Annotated in this window: 15 protein-coding genes; 11 read left to right on the forward strand and 4 right to left on the reverse strand. The window is 60.1% G+C overall.

Features of this window, described 5'->3' with window-relative positions; all coding sequences use genetic code 11:
• Positions 1-109: 109 nt before the first annotated feature.
• Positions 110-703 carry an MBL fold metallo-hydrolase gene (locus LIX00_RS17410; protein WP_227355812.1) on the forward strand — a complete coding sequence of 198 codons (594 nt, stop codon included), beginning with the start codon at positions 110-112 and terminating at the stop codon, positions 701-703.
• Positions 704-726: 23 nt separating this feature from the next.
• Here LIX00_RS17410 and LIX00_RS17415 read toward each other — a convergent pair whose 3' ends face one another.
• Positions 727-1476, reverse strand: a complete 750-nt coding sequence (locus tag LIX00_RS17415; RefSeq protein ID WP_227355813.1) for an ABC transporter ATP-binding protein — start codon at positions 1474-1476, stop codon at positions 727-729.
• A 115-nt stretch (positions 1477-1591) separates the two neighbouring features.
• Here LIX00_RS17415 and LIX00_RS17420 point away from each other — a divergent pair, with 115 nt between their 5' ends.
• From LIX00_RS17420 to LIX00_RS17455, 8 genes are all read left to right on the forward strand, one after another.
• On the forward strand, positions 1592-2995 hold the full coding sequence (locus LIX00_RS17420) for a CoA-binding protein (RefSeq protein WP_227355814.1): 1404 nt from the start codon (positions 1592-1594) through the stop codon (positions 2993-2995).
• A complete protein-coding gene (locus tag LIX00_RS17425; RefSeq protein ID WP_227355815.1) occupies positions 2988-3686 on the forward strand; it encodes an acetate--CoA ligase family protein in 699 nt (232 codons plus the stop codon). Before LIX00_RS17420 ends, LIX00_RS17425 begins: the two co-directional genes overlap by 8 nt.
• Positions 3687-3688: 2 nt before the next feature.
• Positions 3689-4090: an acyl-CoA thioesterase gene (locus LIX00_RS17430; RefSeq protein WP_227355816.1), complete on the forward strand. Its 402-nt coding sequence runs from the start codon at positions 3689-3691 to the stop codon at positions 4088-4090.
• Positions 4091-4194: 104 nt separating this feature from the next.
• Positions 4195-4365, forward strand: a complete 171-nt coding sequence (locus LIX00_RS17435; protein WP_227355817.1) for a hypothetical protein — start codon at positions 4195-4197, stop codon at positions 4363-4365.
• 114 nt (positions 4366-4479) lie between these two features.
• Positions 4480-5562 carry a cupin domain-containing protein gene (locus LIX00_RS17440; protein ID WP_227355818.1) on the forward strand — a complete coding sequence of 361 codons (1083 nt, stop codon included), beginning with the start codon at positions 4480-4482 and terminating at the stop codon, positions 5560-5562.
• 164 nt (positions 5563-5726) lie between these two features.
• Positions 5727-6989 (forward strand): amino acid ABC transporter substrate-binding protein, encoded by a 1263-nt coding sequence (locus tag LIX00_RS17445; protein ID WP_227355819.1) that lies wholly within the window; start codon positions 5727-5729, stop codon positions 6987-6989.
• A 43-nt stretch (positions 6990-7032) separates the two neighbouring features.
• Positions 7033-7914 (forward strand): branched-chain amino acid ABC transporter permease, encoded by an 882-nt coding sequence (locus LIX00_RS17450; protein ID WP_227355820.1) that lies wholly within the window; start codon positions 7033-7035, stop codon positions 7912-7914.
• The gene (locus LIX00_RS17455; RefSeq protein ID WP_227355821.1) at positions 7911-8945 is read left to right on the forward strand and encodes a branched-chain amino acid ABC transporter permease; all 1035 of its coding nucleotides are present in this window, start codon (positions 7911-7913) and stop codon (positions 8943-8945) included. The genes LIX00_RS17450 and LIX00_RS17455 overlap by 4 nt, the downstream gene beginning before the upstream one ends.
• Before the next feature lie 75 nt (positions 8946-9020).
• On the opposite strand, the gene LIX00_RS17460 is transcribed toward LIX00_RS17455, so the two are convergent.
• Both LIX00_RS17460 and LIX00_RS17465 read right to left on the reverse strand, forming a co-directional pair.
• Positions 9021-9725, reverse strand: a complete 705-nt coding sequence (locus LIX00_RS17460) for an ABC transporter ATP-binding protein (RefSeq protein ID WP_227355822.1) — start codon at positions 9723-9725, stop codon at positions 9021-9023.
• A gap of 104 nt (positions 9726-9829) precedes the next feature.
• A complete protein-coding gene (locus LIX00_RS17465; RefSeq protein WP_227355823.1) occupies positions 9830-10708 on the reverse strand; it encodes a fumarylacetoacetate hydrolase family protein in 879 nt (292 codons plus the stop codon).
• A gap of 216 nt (positions 10709-10924) precedes the next feature.
• On the opposite strand from LIX00_RS17465, the gene LIX00_RS17470 reads away from it, so the two are divergent.
• Positions 10925-12076: a thiamine pyrophosphate-dependent dehydrogenase E1 component subunit alpha gene (locus tag LIX00_RS17470; protein ID WP_227355824.1), complete on the forward strand. Its 1152-nt coding sequence runs from the start codon at positions 10925-10927 to the stop codon at positions 12074-12076.
• A 7-nt stretch (positions 12077-12083) separates the two neighbouring features.
• A complete protein-coding gene (locus tag LIX00_RS17475) occupies positions 12084-13049 on the forward strand; it encodes an alpha-ketoacid dehydrogenase subunit beta (RefSeq protein ID WP_227355825.1) in 966 nt (321 codons plus the stop codon).
• Positions 13050-13081: 32 nt separating this feature from the next.
• Here LIX00_RS17475 and LIX00_RS17480 read toward each other — a convergent pair whose 3' ends face one another.
• Positions 13082-14548, reverse strand: a complete 1467-nt coding sequence (locus LIX00_RS17480) for a YjiH family protein (RefSeq protein ID WP_227355826.1) — start codon at positions 14546-14548, stop codon at positions 13082-13084.
• Positions 14549-14829: the final 281 nt, after the last annotated feature.

A 14829-nucleotide genomic window follows, 5' to 3' on the forward strand; every position in this document is an offset into this window, starting at 1 on the left:
TCCGGAAGTGGCGACCAGTGTCCAGCGGAACCCGTCGAAAAACGCTTTAGTCGATGTGCTCCTACATCCGATGGATATGATAGCGGAGATTCGCTCAGGAGTGTATGACGTGACCGTTCGACAGGGAGACGACGCCCGCTACCGCGTATTTCTGTTCGACGGAGCGCGACCGACGCTCGTCGACACCGGATTCGAGGATACGACCGACGTCGTCGGGTCGGCGCTCGACGAACTCGAAATCGACCTCAAGCGGGTTATCGTCACTCACGGCGATCCGGATCATGTCGGCGGACTCGCCGAAATCGCCGAGACGCACGACGTCGAAACCTGGGTTCCAGACCAGACGGTACTCGACGAGAACGTCGTCCCCGATCATCGGTACGGCGATGGCGACGGTATCGGGCGGTTCGTCGCGGTTCACGTTCCCGGTCATTCGCCGGATCATCACGTGTTAATCGATGAAGAAGAAGGTATCGCCGTTCTGGGTGATGCCCTGTTTGGAGCCGACGCCCGGGGGCTGCCCGCAGGCTATTTCGTTTTACCGACCGACTTCTTCTCCGACGATCTTGCTGCGGCGGATCGAAACCTCGACCGGTTGCTAGACTACGAGTTCGAGACCGGACTCGTGTATCACGGGTCGAGCGTCACTGAGGGCGCGAGCGAGAAAATCGCGACGTTCGTTGAATTTGACGGGAAGCCGTAGTGGACAGGACGGACGACACTGCGTCAGTCGCCGTTGATCGGATTCGAGGCGTCGCGGTTCGCGCTCTCACCGAGATACGCCTTGATAACGCGGTCGTCGTTCTGAATCTCGTCCGGGGTTCCCTCCGCGATGAGCTGACCGTTGTCCAGCACGAAGATACGTTCACTGACGGTCATCAACGCGCGCATGACGTGGTCGATAAGGAAGACGGTCTTGTCTCGCGCTTTAATATCGGCGATGAGGTCGATGATCTCCCCAGTTTCCTCCGGATCGAGTCCACCCGCGACCTCGTCGAACAAGAGCACATCGGGATCTGTAGCGAGGACGCGCGCGATCTCGAGGCGTTTGAGTGCACCGACGCTGAGGGTGTCAGGTGATTCGTGGGCCGCATCGGCGAGTCCAACGAACTTTAGCGCCTCGTAGGCACGCTCTTCCGGGTCGTCGGGGTTGCGTCCGCCGAACTGCGCCCCGACGGCGGCGTTCTCGAGCAGCGTTAGATTCTCGAACGGTCGAACGATTTGGTGAGTCTTGACCAGACCTCGGTGACAGATCCGGTGGGGCGACATCCCGGTGATGTCGTTGCCGTTGAAGATGACTCGACCCTCCGTCGGGTCGTGGATGCCGGTGAGCAGCCGAAAGAGCGTCGTCTTTCCGGCCCCGTTCGGGCCGATGAGTCCGACGGACTCGCCGCGTTCGACCGAGAACGTCACGTCGTCCACGGCGACGACGCCACCGAATCGTTTCGTGAGGCCCTGTCCTTCTAGTAGCGCCATTCTGTGGGCGATTGGCGACCCATTCGCATAAACCTACTCCCGAATCGTGGCGGACGAGAGTGATCCGTTTCGGTCGTAGATGGAAACATTGCGTCCGAGAGTCGGGGAAAACGATATGGTGGTCATCCGAATAGAGGTAGCTGTGAATCTCCAGAGACTGTTCGACCCCGACAGTATTGCGGTCATCGGGGCCTCACAGACCGAGGGAAAGATCGGCTACGAGGCGATGGCGAATGCGACTGCGTTCAGCGGTTCCGTCTACCCCGTCAATCCGTCTTCGTCGGGAACGGTGTTCGACGAATCGTTCGTCGCCTCAGTCACGGAAATCGATGACACCGTCGACCTCGCCTTGCTGTGCGTTCCCGGGCCTGTTGTTCCGGACGTGCTCGAAGAGTGTGGCGAAGCCAACGTCGGAGGTGCCGTCATCTACGCCGGCGGCTTCGCCGAGACCGGTGAGGAGGGTGAACGCCTCCAGGAACGCGTCGTCGAGGTGGCAACTGAACACGATATCGCGCTTCTCGGGCCGAATACGAGCGGATTCGTCGTCCCGAGCGAGGAACTGCTTGCCTCGTTCGCGAGCGGTGTCGAGCGGATACCAACAGGAAACGTCGCGGTCGTCGCTCAAAGTGGCGGCGTCGCTCACGTTCTCGCCTTCCAGGCTCGTCGCGAGAACTACGGGTTGTCGGCGATGGTCGGGCTCGGAAATCGCGCCAACGTCGGTTTTCGGGAGGTCGTCTCGTATCTCGATGCAAACAAGCGAACCGACGCGATACTTCTGCACGTTGAGGGCACAGACGACGGACGTGGATTACTCGAAACGTGTCGTGACGCCGAGACGCCGGTGGTCGCCTACAAGGTAGGAAAGACCGACGTCGGCGACTTCGCCGAGTCACACACCGGAGCGCTGACGGGGGAGCACGAACTGTATATGGCGGGATTCGAGCAGTATGGTGCCCTGACGGTCGAATCGACGAGCGAACTGATCGACGCGGGCGTCGCGCTCGGACGCTCGCCCAGCCCCTCTGGACCGAACGTCGGCGTCGTGACGGCACAAGCCGGCCCTGGAATCATCATCGCTGACCGCATTCAACGGGCTGGCGGTAACCTCTCAGAACTGACGACGCCGACCCAAAAGCGTCTTGAAGGGCTCCTCCCCGGAATTACGTACTCAGGAAATCCCGTCGATACCGGGCGGCCCATGCCGGAGTTTGGCGAGGTCGTGTCCGCCGTCGCGGAGGACGAACAGATTGATATCGTCCTCGTATACGAACTGTTCGAGGAGGCGTTGGGCTTCCCACTCGACAAACTCGACGGCTTGGCCGAAAGAGTCGACAAACCGGTCCTGTTCGCCACGGACGGCATCGAGGAGGATATGGCAGACGACCTCGAATCGCTCCGCGCGGCAAACATCCCTGTGTTCACCTCGCCCGAGCGCGGCGCGGAGGCTGCTGCCCTGCTCGCTGAGTACTCCGTGCTCTCCGGTGCCGCCGATCGAACGGAGGTGAACGCGAATGTCTGATCCCATCACAACGGCGCAGGCGGACGGGCGGACGATCCTAACCGAGGCGGAAAGTAAGTCGCTGCTCGCGAACGCCGACGTAACGACTCCCGCGTTCCGCGTCGTGGAAGACGCACCGGCGGCCGTCGAGTCGGCTAAAGCCATCGGCTATCCCGTCGTCGTCAAAGTCTCCGCTTCGTCAATCGTCCACAAGAGTGAGTGGGCCGACGGCGTCGGCGTAGCGCTCGGATTGGAGACCGGAGACGCAGTCCACGAGGCCGCCCAGACGATCCTCGACGCTGCGACTGCGGCGGAAATCGAGGCGAACATCCTCGTCGAAGCGGCGCACGATACGGATGCGGGTACCGAGGTCATTGTCGGCGGTCTGCGAGATCCGTCGTTCGGTCCCGTCGTACTGACAGGCCTCGGCGGCGTTTTTACGGAGGTGTTTGCGGATACCAGTCACCGTCTCGCGCCGATCGACCGAGCGGAAGCTCGGTCGGCGATCGAAGAACTACAGGCAATACGTATCCTCGACGGCTACCGTGGAAGGCCACCAGCCGATGTATCGGCACTCGCGGATGTCGTCAAGCGCATCGGGGATCTCGTCGTCGATTACGAAGCGATCGCAGAGGTGGACATCAATCCTGTGCTGGCGACCGACACCGGCGCCGTAGCATTGGACGCCGCCGTCGTTCTTCGGGAGGAGTGACCATGTACGAGCGAACTTGGACGGTGCGATTTTCGGACACCGATCCCTTCGGCATCGCCCACTACCCCCGCATCGTCGACGCCATCCACGAGACATCCGACATGTTCATGGAAGCGATCGGCTGGCCGTTCTGGGAGATATCCCAGGAGCGCGGGTTCGGCCTCCCGCTCGTAGAGATGAACTTTGAATTCGAGAGTCCTGTCGAAGCCGGCGATGACGTCACCATCGAACTGACGCCGACGCTCGGAAACCGGAGCGTGAAATTCGAATACGTCGCGCGTTGCGGCGGAGAGGTGGCGTTCTCCGGGTATGAACAGCGCGTCTGCGCTCGCACCGGCGGCGAGGGTGCGATCGAACTTCCTGATGATCTCCGTAAAGCGATGGAGGCGTACACCGACAACTAATCACCGTGTTGACCGCTTGGGCTCTTCTCTAGTCACGTCAGACGGCGGGGACAGTCACAGCCGTGGACGATGCGCTTTTAGGACTTCCATCATAATGTATGCACATGGCCGAATTCGACAACATCTATGCCGAGGAAGATCCGTTCGTCCAAGCACACTTTGACTGCTTGAGCTGCGGAGGGAAGCTCTGGGAGTACGCGATTCAGGGACAGATGGTTTGCGAGGATTGTCGAGCTGTCTTCCCTTCCAAGGAAATTTTCGACGCACAGACGTAGCTCTGCGGGGAGACCACTTTCAACCTGCCGACCGTCGGCCCCGTAGGCAGATGCGTATCCCGATCGGGTAGACGCGTCCACTACACTTATGGTGAATCTGGATAATAATTGACTATGGCTCAGCAAGAACCAGAAGAACTCTTGGAGCTGAGTTCCGACACACGGAACATCCTAGAAGACCACGGTCTACGTCCGCTCTGGGAGGTGGAGGACGACTTCGGAAACGTCTTCGACGACCTCGAAGCGGACATCTGGAAGTGGGAGGACATCCAGACCGCCATCGACAGCATCGAGGAGGACGTCCCGATCGCCGACCTGCCGCCGGGCTTTCAGCGGCGTGTCGCAGTCCCGATCAATACTGCAATCGGGAACGCGATCTCGAACACGATCTACGTCGGCGTCCAGACGGTCTCTCCGGGGGAAACCGCTCCCTCTCATCGGCACTCGGCCAACGCCCTGCGGTTCACCATCGACGGAAACGAGGAGATGAAGACAGTCGTTGCGGGCGAGGAGTTTCCGATGGAGGACAACGACCTCATCACGACGCCCCAGTGGGAGTGGCACGACCACGTCAATGACTCCGACGAAACGGCCGCATGGCTTGACGTCCTCGACCTACCGCTCTTCTTGGACTCGCTGAACAAGCGACAGGCCTTCGAGAACCACGAACTCGAACGCCAACCCGTCACGAAGACCCAGGGCTACTGGGACTCCCAGTACGGTCGCGGCCGTCCCGCAAATGAAAAGACGGACGGTTCAATTCCGGGGCCGTTCGAGGGCATCCGCGAGGCGACACCGCCGTACCGCTTCGGCTGGGACGAGATGCTTGAGACGCTCCGCCAGCGAGCGGACAATGACGACCCCGACCCGCACGACGGGTACAGCCTCGCATACGTCAATCCTGCCACCGGGAAGGAGCCGCTGTTCCCGACCATGTCGTTCCGTGCGCAACTGTTGAACGAGGGACCGACAGATCCGCACTTCCACAACGCCACAGAAGTGTACTTCGTCATCGAAGGGGAAGGTGCAACCCACGTCGGTGACGAGGCGTTGGAGTGGGGGAAGTGGGATATCTTCGTCGTGCCACCGGACGAGATCCACCATCACGAACCCGAAGATGAAGCGATCCTCCTCGGTATGAGTGACCGTCCGGTGTTCGAGGCGTTCAACTTCTACGCCGAGGCCCAACCGTCCTGAAAACCCCCGTTGTGAGAGAATCGCTCTTCTCTACATCTACTGGTTTGCGCGGCGGGTAACTTAGGACGTGACTGAAGCGGCTCCACGGATCATTTTACTCGTCGCTCCTTCGCGAGATATTCACATACATTTATAATCAGCTGCTCATATTGGAACAGTATAGCATGACAGACGGTAGCAGGCAGAGTAGACGGAACTATCTCAAAGTGACCACCGCTACTGGGGCTGTTGCATTCGGTGGCCTCGCAGGGTGTCTCGAAAGTATCGGCAACGGTGGCGGCGGCCAGGGCGGCTCTAATTCGATCGTCATCGCAGGCACCATCCCCGAGAGCGGCCAATTCTCGTCGCTTGGTCAAGATCTCAAGCGTGGCTATAACCTCGGTGTCAAGCGGATGAACGAACAGTTAGATCAGGAAGTCAAACTCATTCTCAAAGATGACAAAAGCGACCCTAAGGAGGTTCGCAAGCAGCTCCAGCAGATTACGAGTAACAATGATGTGACGATGATCTGGGGAAGCTTCTCGAGCCTGCTCGTGACCGCCGGGAGTGCATACGCCGAGAATCAGAACCTCCCTTTCCTCGGCGCGTTCTTCGCCTACGAGCAACCGCACCGCAACGAAGGTTACGAGTGGACGTTCTCCCCGTTTCCGAAATCGCGCGACGTGGCGCGGTCGACGAAGGGAGTCCTCGGACTCATCCCAGAGAACGAGCGGCCGACCAAAGTCGGCATCTGGGAGCCTAACTCGGGGTGGGGGAACGAGCAGTCCAACGCCTGGGAAGAGACGCTCACCAAGGAGGGCTACGAGGTTGTCCTTCGGAAAAAGTTCGAGATTGGGGCGAAGGACTTCTCGACGTTGATCTCTCAATCGAAGAGCAACGGAGTCGAGATTCTGCTCTCCGTCCCGACGCCTCCAGGCGGTATCACGGCCGTCAAACAGATGCGGGATAACGGATGGTCGCCGAAGGTTCTGAAATTTGTCCGCGGCGCGGATCCATCGGCCTGGTGGTCGTCTCTTGGACAGGACGGAGCCTACGCACTGATGTGTCCCGGTTGGGTACCAGGATTGACGGGTAACGGCAACAAGGAACTGTGGAACTCGTACAGCGAAGCACACAACCTCGGCAAGAACGACCTCATCCCCGTGGCAGTCGGCGGTTCGTACAACGTCGCCCAGGTTGCCACTCAAGCGGTTCAGGCCGCCAGTTCCACCGCCCCAAAAGACATCCGGAACGCGCTGCGACAGGAAACGTTCAAGACGGTCATTGGCCAGTTCAGCTTCGAGAAAAACGGCCTTCCGACGGAGGGCGAACTCACCGCACCGACGGGACAGTGGTGGCAAGGCGGCCAGCATCTAGCGTATCCCCAAGCAGACTCGAATCGGGCCGTCGATTTCAAATATCCAATTCCATCTTGGAACCAGCGATGAACTCACTCTCCAATCACATTCCCCACAACCTAACTTCCAAACCATGCCGACGAATCAACTGATACTACAGACGTTCATCGACGGGCTCCTCCTCGGAGGAATCTACGCCGTCGCGGCCCTCGGCCTGTCACTTGTGTTCGGCATCATGGATATCGTGAACCTCGCTCACGGACACATGCTCATGGTCGGAGGCTACGTCGCGGTCATCCTCTTTACGGCGGTTGGAATTACGCCGCTCATCGGGATGGTCGCCGCGATAGGTCTCATGTTCCTCTTTGGAATGGCACTTCAAAAAGTTCTGCTCGATCACGTCGTCGACGAAGGACTCGAACAGCCGATCATCGTGCTGTTCGGCCTGGCCCTCGTGTTGCAGAACCTCGGGGAGTATTTCTTGGGCGGTGATTCTCAGTCGACGAACATTGGGATCCCCGGAAGCGGCTTCAAGGTTGGATCCGTATTCTTCTCGTTTCCGCGGACGGTGACCTTCGTCATCGCGCTGGTTCTTATCGTCGGGACGTGGGGCTTCCTTCGATACACGACGACTGGGGCGGCGATCCGAGCGACCGCACAGAATCGCACTGCTGCACGGTACATGGGCATCGACACCGACCGGATCTACATCGTCACGCTAGGAATCGGGACGGCGCTCGCCGGCGCGGCCGGAGCGCTGCTCTCGATGCTATTCCCCATCGACCCGTACGTCGGCTGGTCGTACTTGTTGAAGGCGTTCGCCGTCGTCGTCCTCGGCGGCGTCGGGAGCATCATCGGAACGCTAGTCGGGGGGCTGACGCTGGGGATCTCGGAGAATCTCGGCGCGCTCTACCTCGGCGGTGGCTATCGGGACGTCATCAGCTTTTCCATCTTTCTCGCGGTGCTCCTCCTGCGGCCGCAAGGATTGTTCGGTTCGGGCGGGGGTGACGCATGAGCGACTCCGAACATCGTTTCAACGGCCAACGGTTCGGCGGTCGCCGAGTCGTTGCGGTGAGCGTAGTCGTCGTGTTACTGTACGCCGCCGTGCCGTTCGTGACGAACGCCGCAATCACCGAAATCGCGTTCACCGGACTGGTATTCGTCATGCTTGGTGTTTCGTGGAATCTCCTCGCCGGTTATGCGGGACAGATTTCGCTGGGTCATGCAGCATTCTTCGGCGTGGGTGCGTTCGCCTCGGCCTGGGTAACGACGCCCACGCGAGTGGGGCTTCCGGCGAGTCTTGAGATGCCGATTCTTGTCTCGTTGCTAGTCGGTGCGCTCGTGGCGGCGCTCATCGCGCTCGTCGTCGGGCCTATCATGTTCCGACTACGCGGTCACTACTTCGCAATCGGCACGCTCGCACTCGCCGCCATTATACAGCTCGTTATGCTCGACCAACGTCAGTTCACAGGTGGATCGACCGGCTACTTCGTTCAGAGCGACGTGCTCAAGGAGGTGATGTTTCTCGTGGCGCTACTCGCGACCGTTCTGACCGTGGCTGTCACTTACCGTATTGTTCGAAGTCCCCTTGGACTCGGGATGAAGGCGATCCACAGTGACGAGTCGGCAGCGAGCAGTCTCGGCGTCAATCCGCTCAAGTACAAGATGTACGCATTCGTGATATCGTCGTTCTTTGCCGGCCTCACGGGTGCTCTCTACGCGCAGTACACGCTGTACGTCAACGCCGAATCAACCCTCGGTGTCGTCTGGACGATCGATACGCTGTTGATCGTCATCCTCGGCGGAATGGGGACGATGGCGGGGCCGATCTTCGGTGCAATGCTGTTCCTGGGTCTCGACAACTTCCTGACCCCAGTCGTTGGCGCGCTCGCGACCACTGTGGAAGGACTCCTAATCATCCTGTTCATCATCTTCCTCCCGAACGGACTCTATGGGATCGTTCGCGAGCGACTCCTTGAGAAGTCAAGCGAGTCGCCACCCGTCGGTTCTGAACAACCGACCGTAGGAGGTTCGGACGAACGATAACCGCTTGCGAAATCGCGGTAGCTTCTTTCCAACTCGGCTCTGTGAATCCCCGAGCGAGTACTGATCGGTGATGAGTCAGGCGCCTAAGTACGAGGTTTCAACGCGCTCGTCGGTGGCGAGCTCCTCCGCGGTTCCAGATAGCGAATTACGTCCCGATTCAAGGACGTACCCCCTGTCCGCGACACGGAGCGCGTTGTAGAGATCCTGTTCGACGAGCAATACGGTGGTTCCTTCGTCGTTGATGCGCTCGATTGCGTTGAACACGTTATCCACGAGTACCGGTGCGAGACCCAAACTCGCCTCGTCTAATAGGAGCAGCTTCGGATCACTCATCAGTCCACGACCGATAGCGAGCATCTGTTGTTCGCCGCCGGAGAGGGTTCCAGCGCGTTGATTTGAGCGTTCTTCTAGCCGGGGGAAGATATCGTAGACTCGTTTACGTCGCTCGACCGTGTCGTCTCGGTCGACGTACGCGCCGAGGTTGAGGTTCTCTTCGACGGTACTGTCGTCGAAGATCTCGCGACCCTCTGGAACGTGGGCGACTCCTTTCGGAACGACCGCTTCCTGAGAAAGGTGGCCGATCGACTCACCTTCGAATCGCACTTCGCCGGACGACGGCGAGCGGTCACCGCAGATGGTCTTCAACACTGTCGTTTTGCCGGCGCCGTTTGCACCGAGTAAGGCGACCGTCTCGCCTTCCTCGACGGAGAGGCTCACGTCCCAAAGTACCTGTATGTTTCCGTACGCGACGTCGATAGCGTTGATTTCGAGGAGTGACATCGATTGGTAGTAGTATGTAGGTTCTGTCGTATAAGCCTACCTTCCGAGCCAGGAACGCGAACTGTGAGGAGTCGGACCTCGAACGAATCCTGACGAGCGACGCGCTAGCGCTGACCGCCCTTCTGGACATTCACGTCCTCGAAGTGAACGTCGCGCGCCGTCACATCGACGGTCATGGAGCCGACGTTCTCGATCTCAGCGTCGATGGTGTCGCCGTCCGACAAGGCGCTCACGCCTTCGGGTGTTCCCGTCGTGATCACGTCTCCGGCCTCGATGGTGGTTCCGAGCGAGGCGTACTGCACGATGTCGGCACAGGTGTACACCATGTCGCTGGTGCTGTCCTGCTGTTTGGTTTCGCCGTTGAGTTGGAGTTCCATGTCGAGGCTCTGCGGGTCGCCGACCTCATCCGGCGTCACGACGCACGGACCGATGACCGTGAACGTGTCGTAGGACTTCCGGTTGGAGCGGTCTTGATCGCCGCGAACCGAGATGTCGAGCAGGATGGTGTATCCAAAGATCTCGTCCCAGGCTTCGTCGGCGTCCACGTCCTTGACGTCTGCTCCCATCACGAACGCCAATTCGATCTCGTGATCCACGCGTCGATCCGAGAACGGGAGTTCGACGCCGTGGTCGGGACCGACGACGCTAGAGGGTGCTTTCAGGAAATATCCTTTATCCTCGATAGAGAACCACTCCTCCGTCGTGATGTCCTTGTCGGCGATGGCCTCCTCGATATGGTTTTCGTAGTTGAGGGGTGCGGCGATGACCTTCCCTGGTCGCTTTACGGGGGCCTCGACGGAAACGTCTTCCAGCCCGTAGTCGGGATCTGCGTCGGTATACTCGCTCGCATCGTAGTCGCCGCGGATGTACTCCAAGAGTGGGTCGCGGGCATCGAGTTCCAGCCTGTCAGTAAGGTCGACGACTCCGGTGTTGTCCTCGGTCAGCAGTCCTAGCCTGTTCTCGTCGAATCGAACGAATCGCATAGTTATCCGTGTGTATAGCACTGTTATAAATCTTGGCGGTACGCGCCGTCCGTCGCCCGTTCGTCTCTGCTTCGAAAGGCGAATCGGTGCCTCGGCGGCGAAGCACGGTGATCGGTTCAGGACGGTCGCCGAGTTCGAGCGTGTCGAGTTTAGGGGAGTTCCCGATGGATTTATCTCTCGACCACTTGATTCCCGAACAAAGGTGATCGACAAGCCATGGGTGACGACAGTAGATTCGAAGTATCGGCTGGAACGAAACGAGGGCGAGTCTCGCAGAACGATCTCGACGTGGGACTGTTCCAGATTCTGGACCCTGACGGCTCGTACGACAGCGGGGCGGTTCCGAACCTCGACGATGACGCGTTCCAAGAGCTCTACCGCTGGATGCTCTTGGAGCGAACGTTCGACGAACGGATGGTGAAACTTCAGCGACGCGGCCAGATTGGAACCTTCGGATCCGGCCGCGGGCAAGAGGCGAGCATTATCGGATCCGGGTACGCGCTCGCGGACGGCGACTGGCTCCTCGGGATGGGGCGCGAAGCCGGCGCGATGTTCCTCCAGGGGCTGCCGATGCGAGATTTGATACTGTTCTGGCGCGGTGTTGAGGACGCGAACCGGGAGATGGCCAAACGTGATCAGATGATAGCCATCTCCATCGGGTCGCACCTCCCGCTCGTGACCGGCGCCGCGTGGGGAATGAAGCTCGCCGACGCCGATTCCGTCGTGGCGGCGTACTTCGGCGATGGAGCGAGCAGTACCGGCGCGGTGCACGAGGCGGTGAACTTCGCCGGTGTCCTCGACGCGCCGGCGGTGTTCTTCTGTCAGAACAACCAGTACGCCATCTCGACCCCATTCGAGAAGCAGACGAACGCCTACTCGATAGCGCAGCGGGCGGTCGGATACGGAATCGATGGCATCCGCGTCGACGGAAACGACGTGCTGGCCGTGTACGAGGCCGTCTCCGAAGCGCGCGAGGCCGCCCGCGCCGGGAATCCGACGCTCGTGGAGTCGGTGACGTACCGTCGCGACGCCCACACGACCAGCGACGACCCGAGTCGGTATCGCGACGACTCTGAGGTGGAGCGGTGGCAGGAACGCGACCCGATAGCGCGGTACGAATCGTTCCTCCGCTCGGAGGGACTGTGGAGTGAAATCGATCCGGAGGCGCTCGTCGAAGAGATAAACGAGGAGTTCGACGACGCACTAGCGGCCGCAGACGAGTTCCAGGAGCGGAGCGTCGACGAGATGTTCGAGTACTTGTACGACGAACTGCCGCCGTACCTCCGGCGGCAACTGGTCGAGTTCAAGGCGTTTCTCGAGGAACGACCGGACGCGTACGACCACATCCAACAGCGGGTGAAGGGGTGACGTAACTGTGCAAGAGACCATCGTCGGCGCGATCAACGACGCACTGCACGCCGAAATGGCCGCGGACGACAGGGTGGTTGTCTTCGGCGAGGACGTCGCCGAAAGCGGCGGCGTTTTCCGGGCGACCGACGGGCTGAAGGACCGATTCGGCAAGGAACGAGTCACCGACACGCCCCTCTCGGAGATCGCCATCGTCGGCGGCGCGGTCGGCCTCGCAATGTACGGCTATCGCCCCGTGGCCGAGATCCAGTTCTCGGGATTCCTCCCCCCGGCGTTCGACCAACTCGTCACGCAGGCGAGCCGAATTCGCTGGCGGACGCGCGGCGAATGGACCGCACCGCTCGTCGTTCGGACACCCTACGGCGCAGGGGTCAAGGCGCTCGAACACCACTCAGAAAGCCTAGAGGGAGCGTATGGACACATTCCCGGATTGAAGGTGGTCGTCCCGAGCACGCCGCACGACGCGAAGGGACTCCTGATCGCGGCCATCCGCGATCCCGATCCGGTACTCTTCTTGGAACCCAAGTACATCTACCGGTCGTTCAGCGGGGAACTCCCCGAGGAGTCCTACGAAGAACCGATTGGAGAGGCTGCGGTCCGACGCGAGGGAACAGAACTGACCGTGGTGTCGTGGGGAGCCATGATGGAACCGACGATGGCGGCCGTGGAGAATCTCGGCGTCGACGCCGAAGTGATCGACCTCCGTACCGTCTCGCCGCTCGACCACGAAACGGTCGTCGAGTCGGTGAAGCGGACGGGACGAGCGTTGGTGGTGCACGAAGCGGCGCGGACGGGCGGATTCGGCTCCGAACTCGTCGCTCGCATCAACGACGATGCGCTGTACTACCTTGAAGCGCCCGTTGAACGCATCGCCGGCTTCGACATCCCTGTCCCCCTACTCTCGATGGAGGACTACTACCTCCCCAATCCGCCTCGCATCGAAGAAGGGATTCGTAGAGTTCTCGATCACTGAGGTCAGGCGGAGAATTAGATTTCGACTTTACTCTAAGGAAGGAGACCGAGATAGTTCGCAGTGTGTGCGAGCACCGCGGCGATGGGGATCAAGAGCGCCGTACGGAGCGCGAATATGACGATGAGATCGCGGAAGCGGATGGGAATATCGTTGAACATGTCCATCATCATCGGAGCCGACGCGGCGAAGAAGATTATCTGTGAGATCGCCACGATGGTGACGAAAAATCTGGCTATCGGGCTCGTTTTCGCGACGACCGCCGCCGCGGAGACCTGCTCGATGCCGCTGATGAGTATCGCGGACGCGACTAAGTTCGAATCCGGAATCCCGAAGGCGGCGATGACGGGAGAAAGCGGCATCGCAATGAGCTGGAACACGTCGGTTTGGGCGACGAGGAGGAGCGTAACGGTGCTGATCGCGACGACGGTGCCGAGGGTGATCGCCGTAACCTTCAGCCCGTCTATCAGTCCTATCATCGCCGTCGAACCGATCCCTTCGTCCTCCGCCTCATCCAACGCCTGTCTGACGGCAAATCGGACGTAGTCGGTCGGGGAACCGGTGAAGGAGTCTTCCGGCGACGGTTCGACGATGTACTCATCGGGAATGTTGTTGAGTGGCGGAACGCGGACGAGGACGATTCCGCAGAGGATCACGGCGACGGCCCACGAAAGGAGGATGAGCGGGAATATCTGGAGGAGACCGACCGTCGAGACGATGACCCCGACGAATCCGATACTCACCGGCGCGAAGCAGGTTGCGATGATGAACACGTCGCGTTTGTGGTAGCCGCCGCGGTGGAAGACGTTGTACGTCACGTAGTAACCGACCGTGAACGCGCCGATCCAGGATGCGAGAGAGTCGAGCGCCGCGCGGCCGGGGAGTCGGAACAGCGGGCGCATGAAGGGACGGGCCAGCGTGCCGATGAATTCGAGCCCTCCAAGTTCGACGAGCAGGTTCACGAACACCGCCCCGAGCGGGATGATGACAACGATACTCAGGACGATCGTCCCCCACACGAGACCGCCGACGAGTTTAGCGTGCAGGACGGCCGGACCGAGTTCGAAGAACAGGAGCGCTGCGAAGAAGACCCCGAGTATTCGGAGCAGTAAGAAAAGCGGCGTCGTCTTCCAGTACTGGAGATCGATTCGTTCGGCAAACCGGTCGTCCAGCGAGATAACGCCTCGACTTCGTAGTTCCGCGACAGCCGACAGAACCCCGCCGGCCGTTATTAGTATGAGACCGGCGACGCCAGTGAGGGTGGGGAAGGCGTCGGTGATCAATCCGGCGGCGATGTCGAACGGGACGGTGATCTGACCCTCCCACGAGACGGGTACGAGAAAGAAGAACACTCCGAGTCCGAAGGCGAACAGGAATCGCAACGCGGGAACCCACTCGAATTCCGTCGCGTCGATGTCGTGAATCGTCTTCTCTTCCTCTCGATCTTCGTCTCGGTTCCACGTTCGCTGGCCGGTGGTCTGCCATGGCTTCTGACTGAACATGGTCGGGTATCGCAGCGGGCGTAGAAAAATGTTGTATGTTCTCATGCAACATTTTACGGGGAGCTGTCGGAACGGTGTCCGATGGAACCAGTGGGACGAAGGGAAGTGCCCGAAACGCGGGGAGTGCGAGCGAATTCCTGGACGGCACGGCCTGTTCTTCGCCTTCCGTACGCGGTACGACCGCGTCGAGGTCCGTCCGTGATTTCCTTCGACAAGTAATCGAGGACTCGACCGTTCATCGGTACTTCACACCGGTCGCAATTGGCGGTTTGTAGGATGCC

The organism is Haladaptatus salinisoli, assembly GCF_020614375.1.
In the GTDB taxonomy this organism is placed as follows: domain Archaea; phylum Halobacteriota; class Halobacteria; order Halobacteriales; family Haladaptataceae; genus Haladaptatus; species Haladaptatus salinisoli.

Coding starts and splice junctions, on each gene's coding strand:
- LIX00_RS17460 (WP_227355822.1), bottom strand. CDS start 9,725: ATGTCACTCCTCGAAATCAACGCTATCGACGTCGCGTACGGAAACATA.
- LIX00_RS17480 (WP_227355826.1), bottom strand. CDS start 14,548: ATGTTCAGTCAGAAGCCATGGCAGACCACCGGCCAGCGAACGTGGAAC.
- LIX00_RS17415 (WP_227355813.1), bottom strand. CDS start 1,476: ATGGCGCTACTAGAAGGACAGGGCCTCACGAAACGATTCGGTGGCGTC.
- LIX00_RS17455 (WP_227355821.1), top strand. CDS start 7,911: ATGAGCGACTCCGAACATCGTTTCAACGGCCAACGGTTCGGCGGTCGC.
- LIX00_RS17470 (WP_227355824.1), top strand. CDS start 10,925: ATGGGTGACGACAGTAGATTCGAAGTATCGGCTGGAACGAAACGAGGG.
- LIX00_RS17440 (WP_227355818.1), top strand. CDS start 4,480: ATGGCTCAGCAAGAACCAGAAGAACTCTTGGAGCTGAGTTCCGACACA.
- LIX00_RS17450 (WP_227355820.1), top strand. CDS start 7,033: ATGCCGACGAATCAACTGATACTACAGACGTTCATCGACGGGCTCCTC.
- LIX00_RS17425 (WP_227355815.1), top strand. CDS start 2,988: ATGTCTGATCCCATCACAACGGCGCAGGCGGACGGGCGGACGATCCTA.
- LIX00_RS17430 (WP_227355816.1), top strand. CDS start 3,689: ATGTACGAGCGAACTTGGACGGTGCGATTTTCGGACACCGATCCCTTC.
- LIX00_RS17420 (WP_227355814.1), top strand. CDS start 1,592: ATGGTGGTCATCCGAATAGAGGTAGCTGTGAATCTCCAGAGACTGTTC.
- LIX00_RS17465 (WP_227355823.1), bottom strand. CDS start 10,708: ATGCGATTCGTTCGATTCGACGAGAACAGGCTAGGACTGCTGACCGAG.
- LIX00_RS17435 (WP_227355817.1), top strand. CDS start 4,195: ATGGCCGAATTCGACAACATCTATGCCGAGGAAGATCCGTTCGTCCAA.
- LIX00_RS17445 (WP_227355819.1), top strand. CDS start 5,727: ATGACAGACGGTAGCAGGCAGAGTAGACGGAACTATCTCAAAGTGACC.